Annotated in this window: 17 protein-coding genes and 4 tRNA genes; 9 read left to right on the forward strand and 12 right to left on the reverse strand. The window is 33.7% G+C overall.

Annotated elements, in window-relative coordinates:
- Positions 1-3: 3 nt before the first annotated feature.
- Positions 4-1,215: an aspartate aminotransferase family protein gene (locus tag H3S74_RS05070; RefSeq protein ID WP_198220908.1), complete on the reverse strand. Its 1,212-nt coding sequence runs from the start codon at positions 1,213-1,215 to the stop codon at positions 4-6.
- A gap of 193 nt (positions 1,216-1,408) precedes the next feature.
- Here H3S74_RS05070 and H3S74_RS05075 point away from each other — a divergent pair, with 193 nt between their 5' ends.
- The 5 genes from H3S74_RS05075 to pflA all read left to right on the forward strand — a co-directional run bounded on the left by H3S74_RS05075 (position 1,409) and on the right by pflA (position 7,168).
- On the forward strand, positions 1,409-1,678 hold the full coding sequence (locus H3S74_RS05075) for an oxidative damage protection protein (protein WP_110447206.1): 270 nt from the start codon (positions 1,409-1,411) through the stop codon (positions 1,676-1,678).
- An 8-nt stretch (positions 1,679-1,686) separates the two neighbouring features.
- On the forward strand, positions 1,687-2,757 hold the full coding sequence (gene mltC / locus H3S74_RS05080; protein WP_110447207.1) for a membrane-bound lytic murein transglycosylase MltC: 1,071 nt from the start codon (positions 1,687-1,689) through the stop codon (positions 2,755-2,757).
- 193 nt (positions 2,758-2,950) lie between these two features.
- Positions 2,951-3,799, forward strand: coding sequence for a formate transporter FocA (gene focA / locus H3S74_RS05085; protein WP_232354853.1), 849 nt, complete (start codon positions 2,951-2,953; stop codon positions 3,797-3,799).
- Positions 3,800-3,863: 64 nt separating this feature from the next.
- Positions 3,864-6,146 (forward strand): formate C-acetyltransferase, encoded by a 2,283-nt coding sequence (gene pflB, locus H3S74_RS05090; protein WP_086364102.1) that lies wholly within the window; start codon positions 3,864-3,866, stop codon positions 6,144-6,146.
- 245 nt (positions 6,147-6,391) lie between these two features.
- Complete coding sequence (gene pflA / locus H3S74_RS05095; protein ID WP_220000025.1) at positions 6,392-7,168, forward strand: pyruvate formate lyase 1-activating protein; 777 nt, start codon at positions 6,392-6,394, stop codon at positions 7,166-7,168.
- 48 nt (positions 7,169-7,216) lie between these two features.
- Here the strand turns inward: pflA and rarD are convergent, their stop codons facing one another.
- Together rarD and serS are read right to left on the reverse strand one after the other, a co-directional pair.
- Positions 7,217-8,113 (reverse strand): EamA family transporter RarD, encoded by an 897-nt coding sequence (gene rarD, locus H3S74_RS05100; RefSeq protein WP_110447208.1) that lies wholly within the window; start codon positions 8,111-8,113, stop codon positions 7,217-7,219.
- A gap of 71 nt (positions 8,114-8,184) precedes the next feature.
- Positions 8,185-9,477: a serine--tRNA ligase gene (serS, locus tag H3S74_RS05105; protein ID WP_110447209.1), complete on the reverse strand. Its 1,293-nt coding sequence runs from the start codon at positions 9,475-9,477 to the stop codon at positions 8,185-8,187.
- Between the two features lie 757 nt (positions 9,478-10,234).
- Between serS and H3S74_RS05110 the strand changes: the two genes are divergently transcribed.
- On the forward strand, positions 10,235-10,504 hold the full coding sequence (locus tag H3S74_RS05110; protein ID WP_110447210.1) for a DUF4190 domain-containing protein: 270 nt from the start codon (positions 10,235-10,237) through the stop codon (positions 10,502-10,504).
- Positions 10,505-11,131: 627 nt separating this feature from the next.
- On the opposite strand, the gene H3S74_RS05115 is transcribed toward H3S74_RS05110, so the two are convergent.
- From H3S74_RS05115 to recA, 8 genes are all read right to left on the reverse strand, one after another.
- Positions 11,132-11,208: transfer RNA gene (locus H3S74_RS05115), tRNA-Arg, on the reverse strand.
- A gap of 19 nt (positions 11,209-11,227) precedes the next feature.
- Positions 11,228-11,304: transfer RNA gene (locus tag H3S74_RS05120), tRNA-Arg, on the reverse strand.
- Positions 11,305-11,322: 18 nt separating this feature from the next.
- A tRNA-Arg gene (locus H3S74_RS05125) sits at positions 11,323-11,399 on the reverse strand.
- 17 nt (positions 11,400-11,416) lie between these two features.
- Positions 11,417-11,509: transfer RNA gene (locus H3S74_RS05130), tRNA-Ser, on the reverse strand.
- A gap of 123 nt (positions 11,510-11,632) precedes the next feature.
- Positions 11,633-11,833, reverse strand: a complete 201-nt coding sequence (gene csrA / locus H3S74_RS05135; protein WP_110447211.1) for a carbon storage regulator CsrA — start codon at positions 11,831-11,833, stop codon at positions 11,633-11,635.
- 144 nt (positions 11,834-11,977) lie between these two features.
- Positions 11,978-14,611 carry an alanine--tRNA ligase gene (gene alaS, locus H3S74_RS05140; RefSeq protein ID WP_198247394.1) on the reverse strand — a complete coding sequence of 878 codons (2,634 nt, stop codon included), beginning with the start codon at positions 14,609-14,611 and terminating at the stop codon, positions 11,978-11,980.
- Positions 14,612-14,802: 191 nt separating this feature from the next.
- Positions 14,803-15,264, reverse strand: coding sequence for a regulatory protein RecX (locus H3S74_RS12555; RefSeq protein WP_198247395.1), 462 nt, complete (start codon positions 15,262-15,264; stop codon positions 14,803-14,805).
- Between the two features lie 38 nt (positions 15,265-15,302).
- Complete coding sequence (recA, locus tag H3S74_RS05150) at positions 15,303-16,349, reverse strand: recombinase RecA (protein ID WP_198247396.1); 1,047 nt, start codon at positions 16,347-16,349, stop codon at positions 15,303-15,305.
- Between the two features lie 436 nt (positions 16,350-16,785).
- Between recA and H3S74_RS05155 the strand changes: the two genes are divergently transcribed.
- From H3S74_RS05155 to H3S74_RS05165, 3 genes are read left to right on the forward strand one after another with little or no spacing between them, the layout of a single operon-like run.
- The gene (locus H3S74_RS05155; RefSeq protein WP_181414622.1) at positions 16,786-18,030 is read left to right on the forward strand and encodes a PqiA/YebS family transporter subunit; all 1,245 of its coding nucleotides are present in this window, start codon (positions 16,786-16,788) and stop codon (positions 18,028-18,030) included.
- 15 nt (positions 18,031-18,045) lie between these two features.
- On the forward strand, positions 18,046-19,683 hold the full coding sequence (gene pqiB, locus H3S74_RS05160) for an intermembrane transport protein PqiB (protein ID WP_110447216.1): 1,638 nt from the start codon (positions 18,046-18,048) through the stop codon (positions 19,681-19,683).
- Positions 19,683-20,267, forward strand: a complete 585-nt coding sequence (locus H3S74_RS05165; RefSeq protein ID WP_198247397.1) for a membrane integrity-associated transporter subunit PqiC — start codon at positions 19,683-19,685, stop codon at positions 20,265-20,267. Before pqiB ends, H3S74_RS05165 begins: the two co-directional genes overlap by 1 nt.
- 61 nt (positions 20,268-20,328) lie before the next feature.
- On the opposite strand, the gene pabB is transcribed toward H3S74_RS05165, so the two are convergent.
- On the reverse strand, positions 20,329-22,068 hold the full coding sequence (gene pabB, locus H3S74_RS05170) for an aminodeoxychorismate synthase component I (protein ID WP_198247398.1): 1,740 nt from the start codon (positions 22,066-22,068) through the stop codon (positions 20,329-20,331).
- Position 22,069: the final 1 nt, after the last annotated feature.

Below are 22,069 nucleotides of genomic sequence, written 5' to 3' on the forward strand. Positions count from 1 at the left end.
AACTTAAGAATTGACAACTTTTTCGACTGCTTTGCCAAATCGGTTCATGCCTTCTTTTATTTCATCTTCCGAGATAATTAAAGATGGCGTAAAACGTAGTACATTTGTCCCTGCATTTAGTATCATTACTTTATACTCGGTAGCAACATTTAAAAAATCTCGTGCCTTACTATGAAATTCAGGTTGTAATTCAGCACCTAAAAGCAAGCCTTTACCTCGATACTCTCGAAATACTTTGAATTTATCATTAATAGTTTCAAGTTGTTCAATAAACATTGCCCGACGTTTTTGAACACCTTCAAGTACTTCTGGGCTATTAATGATATCGAAAGCAGCACAACCAACGGCACAAGCCAGTGGATTTCCACCATAAGTGGTACCATGAACACCAGGATGCATTACCGATGCAATCTCATTTGTAGTTAGCATTGCACTAATAGGAAAGCCACCACCGAGAGCCTTAGCGGAAGTTAAAATATCAGGAATGACATCATATTGTTGATATGTATATAAACTGCCTGTTCGCCCCATACCGCATTGTACTTCATCAAAGACTAATAGGGCGTTATTTTGATCACAAAGTGCTCGTACACCTTTTAAAAACTCTGGTGTGGCAGAAGTTAATCCTCCTTCACCTTGCACTGGTTCTAAAACTACAGCACAAGTATGATCATCCATTACGGCTTTAACAGCATCTAAATCATTAAAAGGAACATGAATGATATCAGCAGGTTTCGGCCCAAAGCCATCGGAGTATTTAGCTTGCCCGCCGACTGATACAGTAAAAAAAGTACGGCCATGAAAAGATTGATAAAATGCGATAATTTTCGTCTTATATGGACTATACTTTTCAGCAGCATAATATCTTGCTAATTTAAAAGCTGCTTCATTTGCTTCGGCACCTGAATTAGCAAAAAACACACGTTCAGCAAAAGTATTTTCAATAATTTTTTGGGCAAGTCGTAGTGCCGGTTCATTGGTAAAAACATTACTAACATGCCATAATTGTTCGCTTTGTTGCTGTAGAGCATTGATCAACTGAGGATGACAATGACCGAGAGCATTGACAGCTATACCTCCAGCAAAATCGATGTATTCTTCACCATTTTGATCCCATACTCGACTACCATTTCCTTTCACAGGTATAAAGTTAGCGGGCGAATAAACGGGTAGAATTACTTTATCAAACAGATCTCGTGTAATTTCGGGCTGCATTATTTAATCCTTATTTAAACCAACGATCATTTTATATTTTATGTTATTTAATAAGATAGTAAAGTTAATATTTATTCATAATTATTGAATTTATATGCATTTAAAAGAAAGTTATATATTTTGTTCTTTTCTATAATTATTTTCGGGTATAATCAACGGTTAATTAATAATTGTCGATAAGATAGGAATAAATATGAGTCGCATTGTTTATTGCCATTATTTAAAAAAAGAATCCGAAGGATTAGATTTTCAGCTTTATCCAGGTGAATTGGGTAAACGTATTTATAATGAAATTTCAAAGATTGCATGGCAAGAATGGCTTAAAAAACAAACAATGTTAATTAATGAAAATAAATTTAATATGATGAATTTAGAACATCGTAAAAAAATTGAAACTGAAATGGTTAAGTTTTTGTTTGAAGGTGAAGACGTTGTTGTTGATGGGTATAAACCTGAAAATTGAGAGCTAAAATGAAAAATAATTATAAAATTATTACGTTACTCGTTTCCGTAACTTTATTAACAGCTTGTCCTGGTTCAAAAAACAAAAGTACCGATGAAGATTATTATATAAAGGATACCAATGCATTTAATATTTTAATCAGTCAGTATGCAAATAATATAGAACAAATTTGGGGGCCTAAAGAAATTCTTATTGCCGGACCAAAAGATTATGTTCAGTATGAAGATAATTTGCAAACACGCGTCCACATCAATTTTGTTTCAGGCGTAATAACAATTGAGACTTTATCTGATACCCCACTTGCCCATTTAAAAGATGCTATTGTTTCGACGTTACTTATGCCAGAACCGGTTGATATCATCCGCCGTGATAAAATAAGTCAGAACTTATCAGAAGAACCATTTTTATATAATCAGGTTCTTGACCAAGAAAGACAACCCATTCGTTGGAGTGGCAGGGCGAACAGTTTTGCTGATTATTTACTTGCCAATAATCTAAAAGCTCGTTCATCTGGTTCTCATAAAATTACCTATGTTGAAATCAAGTTAGTTCCAAATCATATTAATGAACGTGCAAGAAAATTCTTACCACTTGTTACTGAAGCATCAAATCGTTATTTTATTGATGAACGATTAATTTTAGCCATTATGGAAGTAGAATCTGCATTTAACCCTTATGCAGTCAGTCGTACTGATGCGTTAGGATTAATGCAAGTTCAACAACATACCGCTGGTCGAGATATATTTAAATCTCGAGGCAAATCAGGCGAACCCAGTCGCCAATTTTTACTGGATCCACGTAATAATGTTGATATGGGAACCGCTTATTTATCACTGTTAAAAAATAAATATTTAGCCGGTATAAATAATCCAATTTCATTAAGATATGCAATGATAACTTCCTATAATGGTGGTGCTGGTAGTGTATTACGTACTTTTTCTAATGATAGGAATGAAGCCATTAATATTATTAACTCAATGACACCCCAACAAGTTTATCGAAAATTAGTGACCTCACATGTTTCCCAAGAATCACGTAATTATTTGGTGAAAGTGAGTAAAATCTTAGATAACAAATAATTGATGATTATTAGCCACTTTTTTAAATCTGAATAAAAGATATGAAGAGTGGCTATTTTATATACATTTCACAATGTTAATAACTAATGATTTTTTAAGTTTTAAAGATTTTTAATAAAAAAAACGTGATCTACTTCAATTTTTGAGTATACTATGCGTCTCATAAAACCCTAGTTTTTTTGAGGATGTCAACTTGAGTAATGATAAGCTTGTGGACTCATTTTCTCCTGCACAAATGACCCAAATTGCCGAAGAAATTGGCAATTATAAAGTAAATAAACACCCTAGTAGTACTATCTTATCTGCCATCATCGCTGGTGTATTCATATCAATAGCTTTTGTCTTTTATATCACTGTTACGACTGGGACAGCTACAGTTGCTTTTGGTTTGGCTAAATTAGTTGGTGGTATCTGTTTCTCGTTAGGATTAATGTTAGTTGTCGGTTGTGGCTCTGATCTTTTCACTTCAACAGTATTAACTATATTACCTAAAATGACCCATAAAATTAGTTGGACAAAAATGATTCGTAATTGGATTTTTGTCTATATTGGTAACTTTATTGGTGCTATACTATTTGTAACAATTATTTGGTTTTCTGGACAATATATGGTAGCCAATGGTTTGTGGGGATTGAATGTATTACAAACTGCAGATCATAAATTACACCATACCTTTATTGAAGCCGTATGCTTAGGTTTACTCGCTAATTTAATGGTTTGTTTAGCGGCTTGGATGAGTTATGCGGGTCGTAGTTTACTTGATAAAATGTTAATTATGGTATTACCTGTAGCTATGTTTGTCGCCAGTGGTTTTGAGCATAGCATTGCAAACATGTTTATGATTCCGATGGGCATTGTCATTAAAAACTTTGCATCACCTGAATTTTGGACGGCGGTAGGCGTATCTGCTGATACGTTTAATTCATTAACAGTTGAGCATTTTGTCTTAAATAATTTAATCCCGGTAACAATTGGGAATATATTGGGTGGTTTAGCTGTAGCGCTACCTTATTGGGCTTTATATCTTCGTAAGCCACATTGATTTTATAATATTTACCCTTATATAAGAGTAGATAGGTATTTATGTAAACCTGAGGTTAATAATTATGAGTAATTTAAACGAAGTACAAGCAAAAGCTTGGAAAGGATTTAAAGAAGGTGATTGGCAAAATAATGTCAATGTTCGTGATTTCATTCAAACAAATTACACACCTTATGAGGGTGATGAATCTTTCTTAGCTGGCGCTACCGATGCTACCACTAAATTGTGGGATAAAGTTATGGAAGGCATCAAATTTGAAAACTCCACTCATACACCAGTTGATTTTGATACCAGTGTAATTTCAACTATTACTGCCCATGATGCAGGTTATATTGAAAAAGATTTAGAGAAAATTGTTGGTTTACAAACTGAAAAACCACTAAAACGTGCGATTATCCCGTTTGGTGGTATCAAAATGATCGAAAACTCTTGTAAAGCTTACGACAGAACTTTAGATCCATTAGTCAAAAAAATCTTCACTGAATATCGTAAAACTCACAACCAAGGTGTGTTTGATATTTATACTCCAGATATTCTTCGTTGTCGTAAATCAGGCGTTATTACCGGTCTTCCTGATGCTTATGGTCGTGGTCGTATCATTGGTGACTACCGTCGTGTAGCTCTTTACGGTATCGATTACTTAATGCAAGATAAATTTGCGCAATTCACTTCATTACAAGCTGACTTTGAAAATGGCGTTGATTTACCAATGACTATGCAACGTCGTGAAGAAATTGCTGAACAACATCGCGCACTAGGTCAAATTAAAGAAATGGCTGCGAAATACGGTTTTGATATTTCAGCACCAGCAACTACAGCACAAGAAGCTGTTCAATGGACTTATTTTGGTTATTTAGCGGCGGTTAAATCTCAAAATGGTGCGGCTATGTCTCTTGGTCGTACTTCAACATTCTTTGATATTTACTTCCAACGTGATCTTGCAGCTGGCTTAATTACTGAAGAAGAAGCACAAGAAATTGTCGACCATTTCGTTATGAAATTACGTATGGTTCGTTTCTTACGTACTCCTGAATATGATGAATTATTCTCTGGTGACCCAATCTGGGCAACTGAATCTATCGCGGGTATGGGTGTTGATGGTCGTACATTAGTGACTAAAACATCATTCCGTTTCTTAAACACTTTATATACCATGGGACCTTCTCCAGAGCCAAATATGACAATTCTTTGGTCTGAACAGTTACCTTCTGGATTTAAAGAATTTGCTTCAAAAGTATCTATCGATACATCTTCATTACAATATGAAAATGATGATTTGATGCGTCCTGATTTTAACAACGATGATTATGCTATCGCATGTTGTGTAAGCCCAATGATTGTTGGTAAACAAATGCAATTCTTTGGTGCTCGTGCTAACCTTGCAAAAACTCTTCTTTATGCAATCAATGGTGGTGTGGACGAGAAATTAAAAATGCAAGTTGGGCCTAAAGAAGATCCAATTACAGACGAATATTTAGATTTTGATAAAGTATTCGCTCGTTTAGATCATTTTATGAATTGGTTAGCTAAACAATATGTAACTGCGCTAAATGCTATTCACTATATGCATGATAAATATAGTTATGAAGCTTCATTAATGGCGTTACATGACCGTGATATTATTCGTACTATGGCATGTGGTATTGCAGGCCTTTCTGTTGCAGCTGACTCTTTATCTGCAATTAAATATGCGAAAGTAAAAACTATTCGTGATGAAGATGGTCTTGCAGTTGATTTTGAAATCGAAGGTGAATATCCACAATTCGGTAACAATGATCCACGAGTTGATGACATTGCTGTTGATTTAGTTGAACGTTTCATGAAGAAAATTCAAAAACTTAAAACTTATCGTAATGCAATTCCTACACAGTCTGTATTAACCATTACTTCAAACGTTGTATATGGTAAGAAAACAGGTAACACTCCAGACGGACGTCGTGCAGGTGCTCCATTTGGACCAGGCGCTAACCCAATGCACGGACGTGACCAAAAAGGTGCGGTAGCTTCATTAACTTCTGTTGCTAAATTACCGTTTGCTTATGCGAAAGATGGTATTTCATATACTTTCTCAATCGTTCCTAATGCATTAGGTAAAGATGATGATGCACGTAAACGTAATCTTGCCGGCTTAATGGATGGTTATTTCCATCACGAAGCAACTGTGGAAGGTGGTCAACATTTAAATGTTAACGTATTAAATCGTGAAACATTATTAGATGCAATGGAACATCCTGAAAAATATCCACAATTAACTATTCGTGTGTCTGGATATGCAGTACGTTTTAACTCATTAACTAAAGAACAACAAAAAGACGTTATTACACGTACTTTCACTCAATCAATGTAATTAGTTAATAATAAACTTAACTTAAATAGCGTCCTTTAGGGGCGCTATTTTTTTGTTATTGAAATTTTTTGCTCAAAACACAATATTAAATTATACAAGGCCATTTTTCTTAATGGTCTTAATATAAATTCGTTATAATTGAATTTATATCGTTTTTCACTTATTGGTGTAATTGGTGAAAGCATTAGCATAACTGAGTTAAAATAAGAAAAAAGAGCAATGTAAGCAATTATCAGAGAATTGTTATGGAAAAAAATATTATTATGACAACAGAACAACCGATTAAAGGTCGTATTCACTCTTTTGAGTCTTTTGGTACAGTTGATGGGCCAGGTATTCGCTTCATTGTTTTCTTTCAAGGATGTTTAATGCGCTGCTTATATTGTCACAATCGTGACACATGGGATTTAAAAGCAGGGCGTGAAATTACTGTTGCTGAGCTGATGAAAGAGATCATCACTTATAAAAATTTTATTATGCCTAATGGTGGTGGCGTAACAGCATCTGGTGGTGAAGCAACCTTACAATCAGAATTTATCACTGAGTGGTTTAAAGCTTGTCATGCTGAGGGTATTCATACCTGTTTAGATACTAATGGTTATGCAAGACAACTTGATCATACCGTTGAAGAGTTAATGGAAGTAACTGATCTTGTGATGCTTGATTTAAAACAAGTGAATGATGATATACACCAAAAATTGGTAGGTGTTCCAAATAAACGGGTTTTAGAATTTGCTAAATATCTTCAAAAAATAAATAAACGAACTTGGATCCGCTATGTTGTTGTACCAGGATGGACGGATGATGATAATTCAGCCCATTTACTTGGTCAATTTATTCAAGGAATGGATAATATTGAAAGAGTTGAATTACTCCCATACCATAAGCTCGGTGCATATAAATGGGATACACTGGGTGATAAATATATGTTAGAAGGTGTAGAAGCTCCACCACGAGAAACATTGGATCGAATTCAAGCAATTATTGAAAGTTATGGTCAGTATGTGACATTTAGTAAATAAAGTTAATTAACTAGTAAAAAGGCATCTATTATGGAGCCTTTTTATCTACTATTTTAATCTTTTTCGTTTTACTGTTCGTAGTATATAAATAGTTCCCTCCAGAGCTAGCACACAAACTGATAACCAAATAAGCCCGTATGGTAAAATATGCTCTGTGGATATTGATTCATGTAAAAATAATACAGAAACAACAGTAAGTAATACGGGCTCTACATATCCTAGTAATCCAAATAGTCCAAGCGGTAACAGCCGTCTAGCGACAAAATACATAGCAAAGGCGATGGCAGTAATAATACCGAGCATTGGAATAAAAATATGAAAATGAGATAAGTCACTTATAATCTTATTACATGGATAATGTAAAAGAAAATAAATCAGACAGCCTATAAATATAAAAAAGAAGTCCGAAAAGGTTCCGGCAATACCTTCTATCTGTAATTTGCGTCGTGTCATAAAGTAAATAGGATAACCCAAGGCGATGACAGCAGTTTCCCAAGAGAAAGCGCCAGTAATATAGACTTCTGATATAACACCTATGCTAGCGAGTAATACTGCAATTTTTTGAAAAATACTTAGCCTTTCTTTATAGAAAATTTGCCCAAAGACCACCATACTTAATGGTAATAAAAAATAGCCAAGTGAAGCCGATAATCCATGACCATTAATTGGTGCCCAAATAAAAATAAGCATTTGAATAGTTAGTAGAAAAGAAGAAAATAATAACCCAACTAAAAGAAATGGCTTATCTTTAATTCGAATAAAAAGGGCAGATATAGATGACCATTGCTTTTCAATCAGAATTAATACAATAATAGCCGGAAAAGATGTTAACAATCGCCAGCAAAAAATATCTACTACAGATAAAGGTTGCAATAATACTGGATAGTAATACAGCAAGCCAAAAAGACATGATGCTAGGATTGATAATGCAACACCTTTTATCATCTTATTTACCTTAATTAATAAAAAAATAGCGCTAATGAATAGCGCTACAATGAATATTTGAAATTATAAAACTAACCAATAACTTCAAGGCCATTCATATATGGTACTAATACTGATGGTACTTTAATTGTTCCGTCTGCTTGTTGATAATTTTCCATTATAGCAACCAGTGTACGTCCAACGGCTAAACCTGAACCATTTAGGGTATGTACTAAATAGGTTTTATTATCAGCTTTATTGCGATAACGAGCTTGCATACGACGTGCTTGGAAATCCCACATATTTGAGCATGAAGATATTTCACGATAAGTATTTTGTGCTGGTACCCAAACTTCTAGATCATAGGTTTTGCAAGAACCAAAGCCCATATCCCCAGTACAAAGTATAATTTTACGATATGGCAATTCTAATAATTGTAAAACTTTTTCAGCATGTGCAGTTAATTCTTCTAATGCTTGCATTGATTCTTCTGGTTTAACAATTTGCACTAATTCGACTTTATCAAATTGATGCATACGAATTAAGCCACGGGTGTCTTTACCATATGAACCAGCTTCAGAACGGAAACAAGGCGTATGAGCTGTCATTTTTAATGGTAATACGCTTTCATCAAGAATTTCATCACGTACTAAATTAGTAACAGGTACTTCTGCAGTGGGAATTAGTGCATAATTACTGCTTTCTGACTCTTCATCAAGCGGTTTGGTATGGAATAGATCTCCCGCGAATTTAGGTAATTGACCTGTTCCAAAAAGCGTAGCTTGATTCACTAGATATGGTACATAAATTTCAGCATAGCCATGTTGTTCAGTATGTAGGTCTAGCATAAATTGCGTAATTGCACGATGTAAACGGGCTATTTGTGATTTCATTACCACAAAACGAGCGCCAGTTAGTTTTACACCAGCAGCAAAATCAAGACCACCAAAACGTTCACCTAATGCAACATGATCTTGAATAGGAAAATCGAAGGTTCTTGGCGTGCCAAAACGAGAAATTTCAACATTATCATTCTCATCTTTACCATCTGGCACAGCATCATTAGGAATATTGGGAATGTTGGCAGAAATGTCTTTAATTTGGTTGAGGAGCTTATCAAGTTCTGTTTTTGCACTGTTAAGCTTTTCACCTAATTTGTTTACTTCTTCGCGCACAGTTGAAATATCTTCACCGCGTGCTTTTGCTTCACCAATTGCTTTCGAGCGAGCATTACGCTGCGCTTGTAAGTTTTCTGTTTCAACCTGTAGTGTTTTACGTTTTTCTTCAAGTTGTCGAATAGTCTCAACATCTAATTTAAATCCACGGCGAGCTAATTTGCTAGCAACGAGATCTAATTCATTTCGAAGTAAATTTGGGTCCAACATAAAAAGAGTCCATTATTGTTTATAAATGTTATTTAATTTCTTATTTTAGTACAGCTAACAAAACATATAAATAAAAAAGTATGATTAATAACACATATGAAATTCGTGAGTTAAGTATACTAGAATTGTTTCGGGATTCAACCGGAGTGGCTGGTCCGAACAATGCTAAATGATATTTATAAATTTATTTTTTGGATAAGAAAATAATTACTCGTTATATGTCAAAATTCTATACATATAAAATTTATTATTTTTGTGTTTGTTACTGCTGCGTATCTTACTTGATATTTTAAGGTGACTATTATTATTAAAAGCAAATACAAATACAAGTTATTAACAGTTATTTTTTAGAAAATATGTAATATTAAAAACGTTGTTTTATAGGTAATCTTTTATTCTATTTTTCAACAATATTAAATCAAATTCCAAATAATTTATTTACTGCAGGAACTATATTTTTCTAATTTATCTCTTATTAAAATTTTAAGCTGTATCGTTTGGATTATTATTCTGAATAATTTTTTCCTCAAAATCCTATATAAAAGTCAAAATAATCAATGAAAAAAGCCAAAATGCTTTTTTAGATTCTTTTCTCATCAACTATCCTTTATAAGTTTTTTGAGAAATTTAGTGAGATATTTGATAATTGGTGATAGTTCGCCTTGAATGGATCTTATATTGATCTGCAAAAATGACAAGATTATACTTAACTGCTATTTATTTTAACTTTTCAAAAATTTTACAGGGTAGAAGGTAAATGGAACAAGAACAGAACAAGGCAACAAGTGGTTTTGCTATAGCAGGAATGGTTTGTGGGATTGTATCATTAATTCCTATGGGGCTTTTTAGTATTGCTGTGGCTATTGTTGCTATAGTGTTAAGTGCTATTGCTAAGAGTGATATAAGAAATAATAATAAAAATGGTGCAGGTTTTGCTACAGCCGGGATGGTTTGCGGAATTATTGCTATTGTACTATGGGTTTTATTGATAATTGTGATTAGTACGGCAATATTATCATTTGCCTAATTATATAACTAAAAGATAAAATCATTATTAATTAAAGCTGACAAAGTCGGCTTTTTTTAATCTAAAAGTAAAATATAATAAATTTGTTACTTTTCTCTCTTTGCAAATTTACATTCGTATTTATGTTGTAATCTTTTTAATAATAAAACTATTTCTTTTTAATCCATAAAACGTTTTATCTAGAGTTTTTTGCATGTTTAAAGAGTGCCTTTTGAGCTTTTTTATTTATCTCGCCCTATTCGAATTTTATAGCAATGATTAGGGGCGGATAAGGTTAAGAATATAGCTATAGATTAAATGCTTTGTAAAAGGCTCTAAATGAGCATTATTAGCCGTTTTTGTGTTAGTTAAGGGATCAAGATAGGGTAGTTAATCAAGTGTATTATATTTAGAGTTTTATTGGATATATATTTAAAGCATGATTCTTTAATACTTGTCATTTTAATTCATAAACTGAGATGATGAGTATAACAAAATAATTTTCATATTTTAGTATTCTATTTTTATCAAAATATACAAAGAGAAATATCTAATGAAAATTAAGTCATTGCTATCAGTTAAGCTGATAGTTGATATAAATTATTATTTTTTTGATTATAAGAAACCGAAATGCTTTTGGATGCTTAATGGCGCACCCGAAGGGATTCGAACCCCTGACCGCTCGGTTCGAAGCCGAGTGCTCTATCCAGCTGAGCTACGGATGCGTGTAAGTTCGTAAAAAAATGGTGCATCCGAAGGGATTCGAACCCCTGACCGCCCGGTTCGTAGCCGGGTACTCTATCCAGCTGAGCTACGGATGCGTATTGAATATTTTAAAATGGTGCATCCGAAGGGATTCGAACCCCTGACCGCCCGGTTCGTAGCCGGGTACTCTATCCAGCTGAGCTACGGATGCATATTTTAATTTTTAAATGGCGGTGAGAGAGGGATTCGAACCCTCGATGCAGCTTTTGACCGCATACTCCCTTAGCAGGGGAGCGCCTTCAGCCTCTCGGCCATCTCACCAAAACATTATGACTTTGCTTCAACAACAAAATCATAATGTGTGGCGCACATATTACGTTCTAGAAAAAATAAGTCAAACATTTTTTTAAGAACTCGTGCTAGTTGTTTATTTCGTACCCAATATTACTCTTTGGGCTGAACTGATTCATCACTTTTATCTTGCGATTGATGAATTCTGTTGTATATTTCTTCTCTATGAATAGAAACTTCTTTAGGTGCATTAATACCGACTCTGACCTGATTACCCTTCACGCCTAAAACGGTAATAACAACATCGTCACCAATTATAAGTGTTTCACCTACTCTCCGAGTTAAAATTAACATTAGATCTCCTAATATCAGTTAAGTATATATCCAAACAATTTTAAGATATAGCTTCGTCAGCCCCCCATCAATAAGATAGAAAGACGGAATTTTACAGAAATACACTAATGTTTAATTAACAAACAAACACTGGAGCACATCTGGCTAACTTGCTTGTAATTTATTACTGATTTCTTTTTTTACAGAAGATAACGCTTCTGGTAACGCTGAAAGATCCATTCCACCTGCTTGAGCGAAATCAGGCCGCCCACCACCTTTACCACCTACTTTTAATGCTAATTGAGATACTAATTCACCAGCTTTAACAATGCCTAATAAATCATTAGTTACACCGGCAGCTAAATTGATTTTGTCTCCATTAACAGCCGCTAAAATAATTACGCCGGTTTTTAATTGATTTTTCAAATCATCAATCATTGTGCGTAACATTTTTGCTTCGACATTATCAAGTTTAGCAATTAGCAAGTTTTTATTATTTATTTTTTCGCATTGATCAAGCAATTGCCCACTTTGTTGGCTAGCTTGTTGGGCCTTTAGTTGCTCCATTGCTTTTTCTAATGCTTTATTTTGATCGAGCAATTGCTCTATTCGTGATAACACCGCTGATTTATCACTTTTAACCAATTGTCCAATTTGGTTTAATAAATTGGATTCATGATGTATGTATTCCATCGCATTTTGTCCAGAAGTGGCTTCAATACGACGTACCCCTGAGGCAATACTTGATTCAGAAGTAATTTTAAATAGGCCTATATCTCCAGTTCTATCAACATGTGTGCCACCACAAAGTTCGATAGAGAAATCGCCCATGGTTAATACTCTAACAATATCTTCGTACTTCTCACCAAATAATGCCATAGCACCTTTATTTTTAGCCTGATCAATTGGCATCAGTTCTATGTCAACTGGTAAGTTACGACGTATTTGTTGATTAACTAGATTTTCAATTTCAACAATTTGTTCTTGCGTAATAGGTTGATTATGCGAGAAATCAAATCGAAGGTAACTGTCATTAACTAGTGATCCTTTTTGATGTACATGATTTCCTAAAATACGTTGTAGAGCAGCTTGCAATAAATGTGTCGCCGAATGGTTACGACGAATACGTTCTCGTATTTCTACATCTATTGCAGCGGTTACGATATCACCAACTTTTAATGTACCTTTGGTGACTTTACCAATGTGACCAATACTTTTACCATATTTTTGGCTATCAGTCACACCGAACACTAGATTAGCTGAGCTTAATACACCTTTATCACCAACTTGACCACCTGATTCACCATAAAATGGTGTTTTGTCTAAGATGACAATTGCGGTATCGCCGGCATTGATAGCATCAACTTTATTCCCATCTTGGAAAATTGCAATGACTTTTCCTGATGATTCGGTTAGTTTATAACCTAAAAATTCAGTTTTATCATCAAGTTTAATCATATTACTATAATCAACAGTAAATGAACTTGATTCTCTAGCTCGTTTTCGTTGTTCTTCCATACATTGATTAAAACCATCTTCATCAATAGTGATGTTTTTTTCACGACACACATCAGCAGTAAGATCTAATGGGAAACCGTAAGTATCATATAGTTTAAATGCAACATCTCCCGGTAGTATTGCATTAGTAATCTTACCTAGCTCTTGATCAAGTAAAAATAAGCCCCGTTCTAATGTTTTTAAGAACTGTTCTTCTTCTATTTTTAGGGTTTCTTCAACTAATTTTTGGTTATTTGCTAATTCATTAGCGGCGCTTCCCATTACATCAATTAATGGTTTAACTAACTTATAGAAGAAAATATCTTTAGCACCTAGCATATGTCCATGACGTACTGCTCGGCGTATAATTCGACGTAATACATAACCTCGGCCTTCGTTTGAAGGTAACACTCCATCGGAAACTAAAAAAGCACAAGAACGTATATGATCAGCAATAACTCGTAATGATTTACTTTCTAAATCGTTGGTTTGGATGATTTGTGCAGCATCTTTTATTAATTTTTTAAACAGATCAATATCGTAATTTGAGTTGACATGCTGTAACACTGCCGCTATGCGTTCAAGTCCCATGCCTGTATCAACGGAAGGTTTAGGTAACGGTTCCATTGTACCATCAGCATGACGATTGAATTGCATGAATACGATGTTCCAAATTTCAATAAAACGGTCACCATCTTCTTCCGCACTTCCTGGAGGCCCCCCCCAAATATGATCACCATGATCATAAAAAATTTCAGTACAAGGTCCACAAGGTCCAGTATCGCCCATTTGCCAAAAGTTGTCAGATGCATATGGCGCACCTTTATTATCACCTATACGAATAATACGCTCTTTCGGAATACCAATTTCATTTTCCCAGATTGCATAAGCTTCGTCGTCGGTTTCATACACGGTTACTGTTAAGCGATCTTTTGGCAGGTTAAACCATTTTTCACTAGTTAATAATTCCCATGCAAAATGAATCGCGTCATGTTTGAAATAATCGCCAAAACTAAAGTTTCCTAGCATTTCAAAAAAAGTATGATGCCGAGCTGTATAACCTACATTGTCAAGGTCATTATGTTTGCCTCCAGCACGCACACAACGTTGTGATGTTGTTGCTCTGGTATAAGATCGTTTATCGATACCAAGAAAAACATCTTTAAATTGATTCATTCCCGCATTGGTGAATAAAAGTGTTGGATCATTATGTGGAACAAGGGAACTACTCGCAACAATTTCGTGTCCTTTGCTATGGAAAAAGTCAAGAAAATTTTGACGAATTTCTGCAGTGCTTTTCATTTATGCTTCCATATTAAACGATAAATTTTTAGACATAGTAATATACCCGTTACAACTTAAGTTGAAAAGTAAATATTCTTAATACAGCGATTGATCTAATTACTATTAGTAAGGAATAAAATTAAAAGATCTTGAGAGCTTTTTACGCAATGGGCATTCATAATGCTTAGTATTGTAGGGACTATAATGGTTTAAGTCAATAAACTATACGCAGTTTTTATATCATTTTGTGTAAAACCTCTGGAGGTTAAAAACTGTACTACCTTTTGTTTTTGTTGATTATTTTTAGAATCGATAACTTTAAACTTTTTCAACAATTGTTGATAAGCTATCTCAGACCAATTAATATCAGCTATGCTTAAAAGCTTTTTATTAAGCTCAGATGATAAACCTCGTTGCTTTAATTCTAAACTAATTTTATATTTTCCATACCCTTTATTAGCACGCATAAATATATATTTTTCAATATATTGCTCATCATCCATCCAATGTTGCTGGGCACAATGTTTAATGACATGCTCTATTTGTGTCTTTAATTGAGTTAATTGTTCTGGGTAATCATCTTCTGCACATTTTATTTTTTTACTAAAAAATAAAGTTAATTTTCTGGTAAGTTCATATGAAGAATGATCACGCTGTGCAAGTAATTGCACAGCTTTGGCTAAAATTAATTTATTAAGATTGTGTGACATTATTCGAAATTTTCATCTTCTATTGTAGATTCTTCGTCCTCTGCAGAGAAAACAGCAGGGCTATTTAATAATAAATCACGTAATTTTGTTTCAAGCTCGGTAGCAATTTCAGCATGTTCTTGTAAAAACTTAATTGAATTAGCTTTACCTTGTCCAACTTTCTCGCCATTATAGCTATACCATGCGCCGGCTTTATCAACTAATTTATGTTTAACACCCAAATCAATCAATTCCCCTTCTTTTGAGATACCACATCCATAAAGAATTTGGAATTCAGCTTGTCTAAATGGCGCAGCGACTTTGTTTTTAACCACTTTTACCCGAGTATCACTACCGATAACATCTTCGCCTTCTTTTACTGCACCAGTACGGCGGATATCTAAACGCACCGAAGCATAGAATTTTAATGCGTTACCGCCAGTAGTTGTTTCAGGATTACCAAACATAACACCAATTTTCATACGAATTTGGTTGATGAAAACGACAAGGCAATTTGCATTTTTGATGTTAGCGGTTAACTTACGTAATGCTTGAGACATTAAACGTGCTTGTAATCCCATATGAGAATCACCCATTTCACCTTCAATTTCCGCTTTTGGTGTTAATGCTGCGACAGAGTCGACAATAATGACATCTACAGCGCCAGAACGAACCAATGCATCACAAATCTCAAGAGCTTGTTCACCAGTGTCTGGTTGTGAAACTAATAAATCGTCAACTTGTACCCCTAATTTTGCAGCATAGATTGGATCTAAAGCATGCTCAGCATCGATAAATGCACAGGTTTTACCTTCTTTCTGTGCTTGTGCAATAACAGATAATGTTAATGTTGTTTTACCTGATGATTCAGGTCCAAAGATCTCAACAATTCTGCCCATTGGTAAGCCACCAATACCCAATGCTATATCTAATCCTAAAGAACCAGTTGAAACGGCGTCCACATCTAAAGTTTGTGTGTCGCCTAAACGCATTATTGAACCTTTACCAAATTGTTTTTCGATTTGACTTAATGCTGCTGAAAGTGCTCGTTGTTTGTTTTCATTCATATAATTAAATTCCAATAAGTAAGGATATGAGATACATTATACTGTATTGTTATACAGTATCAAGTTTTTTTTATAAACAGTATTAAATTGATTAATTATGTGAAATTATTCACAAATTTTCTTAATATTTATTACTAAATCCCGTTATGCAATTAATTAAACATTATCTTGAGAGTTATTTAGAATAACGATCTTCATATCGCCATTTGAAAAATGATAATAATCAAATTATGCTAATTTAATTAGGTAATACTTTCATAAAAAAGAAGCATTTGATATGATTGGCATCAAGAAGCTTTTTGGCCATTATTAATTTATTAAATTAATTACCACAGAACATAATCGTTTAACAAATATTGGCAATTTTTTATATATAAACGTTATGCTAATCAAAAACATCTTTACTAATTAATACACAATCAAATAAAGGAAAATGATGACTGTTGATAATCAAAATTATGTATTGTGTTCCCATTGTGATTTGGTTATCGGATTAACAGATGTTGCAATTGGACATAAAGCTACTTGTCCTCGCTGTACTACGACATTGTTTAAAAATCAGAACAATATGAAATTTCGTGCGGCAATGTATGCATTTTGTTCATTAATTATGCTTATCGTCGCTTGTGGGTTTGTGTTTATTGATATTAATTTAGTCGGTAATGTTAATGGTGTAAGTGTTTTAGATATACCCAAAATACTTTTTTTTGATAGATATAGCTATATTTCCGCATTATTTGTTTTATTTGTGCTTGTTTTTCCATTACTCAATTTATCTATTATTGTATTACTTTGCTCCAAAATAAAACTGACTAAATATCGAAAAAGAGATCTTTTGATTGTTTATGAAAAATTTCAGCATTGGTGTATGCCTGAGATTTTTTTGACAGGAATTTTAGTTAGTTTTGTTAAATTAATGAGTTATGGCAGCCTTGGTGTTACAGGGACCTTTTGGGCATTTTGTTTATTTGTTTTCTTTTATATCAAAGCAGTAGTTATTTTTACACCAGGTAAAATATGGAATGAAATCCATCGTAATAATTTTACTTTAAAACCATTAGAAGTAGGTAAAACGGGAATTTATCAAAATATAAAATTGTGCAGCTGTTGCCATGCAATTATTCCTGCTGAGTATGCTAAGTGTCCAAGATGTAAACAAAAAAGTCAACTTAGAGGAAGAGATAAAGTACAGTGGACGATTGCACTTTTAGTTACTTCACTGATTATTTATATACCAGCTAATTTATTTGGGATCATGATTACTGAAGTCTTTGGTGCACCATCGAGTTCGACGATTATGGATGGAGTTATCTATATGTGGCAAGCAGGGGATGTGCCGGTAGCATTAATCATTTTCGCTGCTAGTGTAGTTATCCCTATTTTAAAAATTATTTCTCTTAGCTGGCTTTGTTATTTTGCTTTGGCAGTTAAGAATAAGAAAAAACGTAATTGTCTAAAAATGAAGAAATTATATAATGCTGTTGAATTTATTGGTAAATGGTCAATGATCGATATCTTTGTGGTTTCGGTAGTGTGTTCTTTAGTGAGAAATCAACAAATGATGGGCGTATATCCTGATATAGGGGTAAGTTTTTTTGCTACTGTCGTTATCATTACAATGATTGCATCCCAAAAATTTGATCCACGTTTGCTTTGGGATCGAGTACCAACTAGAAAATAAAATAATAGGAATAATATGGCAAGCTCAAATAAATCAGCAAAAATAATTAAAATTAGAGCAATTTCAGCAATATGGATTATTCCCATAGTTACCGCAGTTGTTGGTTTATGGATTATCTATGCCCATTTTGCTGATCGAGGTACTCCTTTTACCTTATTGGCTAAAGATGCAAGTGGTATTGTAGCTGGTAAAACAGTCATAAAAAATCGCAGCGTTGATGTTGGTATTGTTGATGAAGTGACATTATCTGATGATTACAAACAAGTCGTAATCAAAGGTCGAATCTATAACGACATGAATCCGCTTTTGAAAAATGATTCAATATTTTGGGTGGTTAAACCTGAAATTGGTCGTGATGGTGTGACAGGGCTAGGAACTATTTTATCGGGTGTCTATATTGAGCTTGTTTCAGGGAATGATACTCATAGCTTTAAAAATAATCCATTTATTCTATCTGATGCACCGCCCTTATCAGATCCAAGCATAAAGGGAATTCGTTTAAATTTAGATAGCGATCAAAGTGGTGTTGTGCCACGCGGTGCTAAAGTGATGTTTCGTGGCTATCATGTAGGTAATGTTGAAACGTCACAGTTTGATGTTGAAGCGCGTAAAATGAAGTATCAAATTTTTATTACGACACCTTATGATGCATTAGTTACTGAAAACGTACGGTTTTGGAAAGAAGGGGGAATCAATTTAACGTTATCTTCTCGTGGTGCCAGTTTAGATGTGCCTTCTTTAGATGTTCTAATGTCAGGCGGTATTAGCTTTGATTTACCTGATGGGGCAAAATTAGGACAACCGGCTAAGCAACATGATGTATATAAATTATATGAAGATAGAAAGTCGATTCAAGATTCACAATATACTGAATATAAAGAATTCCTACTTATGATTACGGACTCAATATCGGGATTAACCGAAGGTGCACCAGTTGAATATCATGGCATAAGGCTCGGTACAGTAAGTAAAGTACCGTTTTATACCACAGAAATGTTGCAAGAAAGATCAATTCTTAATCAAAGAGTACCGATACTAATTAAAATCGAACCTGACAGATTAGCTGAATTGGTAGAAGATAAGATAGATATTGGTAATTTAATTATAAATGAGCAAAAAAATGGTTTGCGAGCATCATTAAAGACTTCAAATATGTTTACGGGGGCACTTTATATTGATTTAGATTTTTATCCAGAGTTAAAAGATAAATATGATAGTAAATTAGCTAAACAATATGGGTACGATACGATTGAAACTACATCAACTGGATTTGCACAAATACAAGCAAAAATCCTGCAATTATTAGATAATTTTAATAGTTTACCTGTTAACAATACTATGGAGCAATTTAATAAATCCTTAGAATCGAGTCAACGCTTAATGAATACCATAAATCAAATTATGGCAAGTAAAGAGATGCAAAATATGCCTAAAGATTTACAAAGAGCTATGCGTTCATTAAATGAAGCGATGAAAGGAATACAACCAGGTTCACAACTTAATACACAAATGAATGAAAGTTTACAGAAAATTCAGCAAATGATGGATGAATTAACTCCTTTACTTCATACGCTAAATAATAAAAGTAACGCATTGATCTTCTCTTCACCAAACAAAAAAGATGAAGAACCAAAAGCCAGAGGAAATAAATAATGTTCAAATCGATTCGATGTTTTAAAATTACACTATTGATAGCATTATTAGCGGTAATGGTGGGTTGTTCATCAAATACCCAAAGAAAAAATTATTTTCAATTAACGAGTAATTTAGTTAATGTTGATTCAGTGACGACTCGCTCGACCAATAAGTTTATTTGGATTGAGTCTATTGAAGTAGCCAGTTTTTTAAATAAATCAGGCATTGTTTTACAAACACAAGATATAAAATATGTTACAGCAACTAATAATTTATGGGCCTCAACATTGTCTCAACAATTTGCAGATAGATTATCGCAGGATCTAACCCAACTTTTACCTAATTATTTAGTCTCAACCAAATCTATTACTACACCTACCTTAACAATTAAGCTTTTTATTGATGGTTTCCATGGTAGTTATAAGGGGGATGCAGTGATAAAAGGGCGCTGGGTAGTGACAGATAATAAAGGACAAATTAGGACTAAAGTTATTGAACGCAGTGTTCCGTTGGCAAAAAATGGCTATAGCGCACTGGTAAAAGCCTTATCGCAAGGCTGGCAAGATGAAGAGTTAGAATTTGCGAATTCAATCAAATATTAGTTATTGTTTAACATTCCGCCGATATAATGGCGGAATGTCATAGATAGTTAATTTCAAATTATTATAACTGTTTTTTCAATTCACTAAATACCTGCTCTTCAATTTCAACCCAACCTCGAACACTATTAATAAATGCTATTTTATCGGCCTGTAAAATATCTTTTTTGTTTATCGTTTTCTCAATTAATTTATGCTGATCTAAATAATGTTGTCGCATAGTGCCAGCTAATAGTCCTGATGTAATGGCAGGCGTTATCCACTTATCATTAATTAATAGGGCGATATTACCATTAACAAACTCGGTAATTTCATCATTTTGATTATAATTGATATATTCTTGACCAACTGTCAATTGAGGAAAATGTTGTCGATTGGTTGTTTTATGATAGAGAAAAACATTATGTTTATCGACACTTTTAGGCGCAAAAGCTATATTATTAATCACCATTGAGGTGGTAAGCAAATCTATACTTATTTCTGATTGTCCTGATTTTGATTGCAGAAGTCTAACTTTATATTTTCCTAATGGATATTTTTTGGCTAGCTTCGTTAATGTCTGTTTGATTGTTTGAATATCACATGTAAAATCAAAATATTGTGTTGAGTTGTCCAATCTGTCCAAATGTGCATTAAGTAACAAAAACTCTCCATTTTCTAACAATAAGGTTTCAATAATATATTCAGGTATAGATAAAGTTCTATGCAAAATAGCTGTTTTCGCTAGGACTTCGTTATATTCATCATTGGCGCTTGAATCCCAAGTAATGCCTCCACCAACACCATAATTCAACTGTTGATTATTAATGGTTAAGGTACGTATTGGAATATTAAATATCGCCTTTTTCATAAAAGGGTCAATATAACCAATTGCGCCACAATACACGCCACGAGCTGAATTCTCAATATTACTAATAATATGCATGGTACTTGCTTTAGGTGCTCCAGTGATTGAGCCACATGGGAACAGTGCTTGCAATAGTTGATATAGGTTAATATTATCTTTTAATATTCCTTGAATTGTCGAGGTTAGTTGCCATACGGTTGGGTATTTTTCTGCGGTAAATAAGTGTGGGACGGTGATCGATCCTGGTTTTGAAATTCTGCTCAAATCATTACGCAGTAAATCAACAATCATCATATTCTCTGCAAGATTTTTTTCTGATTGCAACAACTCTACTTGTTGTTTATCTTGTTGTGTCGTCAATCCTCGGGCGGTAGTACCTTTCATTGGTTTCGTTGTAATAGTTTTATCTTCTAATTTAAAAAATAGCTCAGGAGAAATAGATAAGATATGATAATTTTCAAATTCTATATAGGCACAATAATTGGCAAGATTATTTTTTTGTAGAAAGTAATAATAATCTAAAGGATTACTATTAAATGGTGCACTAAATTGAATGGTATAATTGGTTTGGTAAGTATTACCTAATTCAATTTGCGAGTGAATATAGTCAATTTTTTGCTGATATTCGTTAATATCAGTATCACAAGATAACTTTAACGATAGTGGTGAAAAGTGATTTGAATCTGGAATCGGCTCACTCGTATACTTATCAAAAATACCAAATAATAGTAATGGTAAATCAAGATTTGAGCTTTTTATAACTTTGGTTTTATTGTTTTCACTAAACCCCATAGCACTTTCATAAGCAAGATAACCACAAGCGTAATAACCTTTATTTGTGAAGCTTTCTATTTCATCAATGCGTTGTTTAATAGCTCTATAATCGTTTGATTTTATAATTTTGATTGGATCACAAAAATATTTACGTTCACCTTCAAAATCGATATAAATTTTCATA

It is taken from the genome of Gilliamella sp. W8126 (genome assembly GCF_016102185.1).
Classification (GTDB): domain Bacteria; phylum Pseudomonadota; class Gammaproteobacteria; order Enterobacterales; family Orbaceae; genus Gilliamella; species Gilliamella apis_A.

Excerpts from the sequence above, each read along its gene's own strand:
- H3S74_RS05070 (WP_198220908.1), bottom strand. The coding sequence starts at position 1,215 with ATGCAGCCCGAAATTACACGAGATCTGTTTGATAAAGTAATTCTACCC.
- H3S74_RS05075 (WP_110447206.1), top strand. The coding sequence starts at position 1,409 with ATGAGTCGCATTGTTTATTGCCATTATTTAAAAAAAGAATCCGAAGGA.
- mltC (WP_110447207.1), top strand. The coding sequence starts at position 1,687 with ATGAAAAATAATTATAAAATTATTACGTTACTCGTTTCCGTAACTTTA.
- pflB (WP_086364102.1), top strand. The coding sequence starts at position 3,864 with ATGAGTAATTTAAACGAAGTACAAGCAAAAGCTTGGAAAGGATTTAAA.
- pflA (WP_220000025.1), top strand. The coding sequence starts at position 6,392 with ATGGAAAAAAATATTATTATGACAACAGAACAACCGATTAAAGGTCGT.
- rarD (WP_110447208.1), bottom strand. The coding sequence starts at position 8,113 with ATGATAAAAGGTGTTGCATTATCAATCCTAGCATCATGTCTTTTTGGC.
- serS (WP_110447209.1), bottom strand. The coding sequence starts at position 9,477 with ATGTTGGACCCAAATTTACTTCGAAATGAATTAGATCTCGTTGCTAGC.
- H3S74_RS05110 (WP_110447210.1), top strand. The coding sequence starts at position 10,235 with ATGGAACAAGAACAGAACAAGGCAACAAGTGGTTTTGCTATAGCAGGA.
- csrA (WP_110447211.1), bottom strand. The coding sequence starts at position 11,833 with ATGTTAATTTTAACTCGGAGAGTAGGTGAAACACTTATAATTGGTGAC.
- alaS (WP_198247394.1), bottom strand. The coding sequence starts at position 14,611 with ATGAAAAGCACTGCAGAAATTCGTCAAAATTTTCTTGACTTTTTCCAT.
- recA (WP_198247396.1), bottom strand. The coding sequence starts at position 16,349 with ATGAATGAAAACAAACAACGAGCACTTTCAGCAGCATTAAGTCAAATC.
- H3S74_RS05155 (WP_181414622.1), top strand. The coding sequence starts at position 16,786 with ATGACTGTTGATAATCAAAATTATGTATTGTGTTCCCATTGTGATTTG.
- pqiB (WP_110447216.1), top strand. The coding sequence starts at position 18,046 with ATGGCAAGCTCAAATAAATCAGCAAAAATAATTAAAATTAGAGCAATT.
- H3S74_RS05165 (WP_198247397.1), top strand. The coding sequence starts at position 19,683 with ATGTTCAAATCGATTCGATGTTTTAAAATTACACTATTGATAGCATTA.
- pabB (WP_198247398.1), bottom strand. The coding sequence starts at position 22,068 with ATGAAAATTTATATCGATTTTGAAGGTGAACGTAAATATTTTTGTGAT.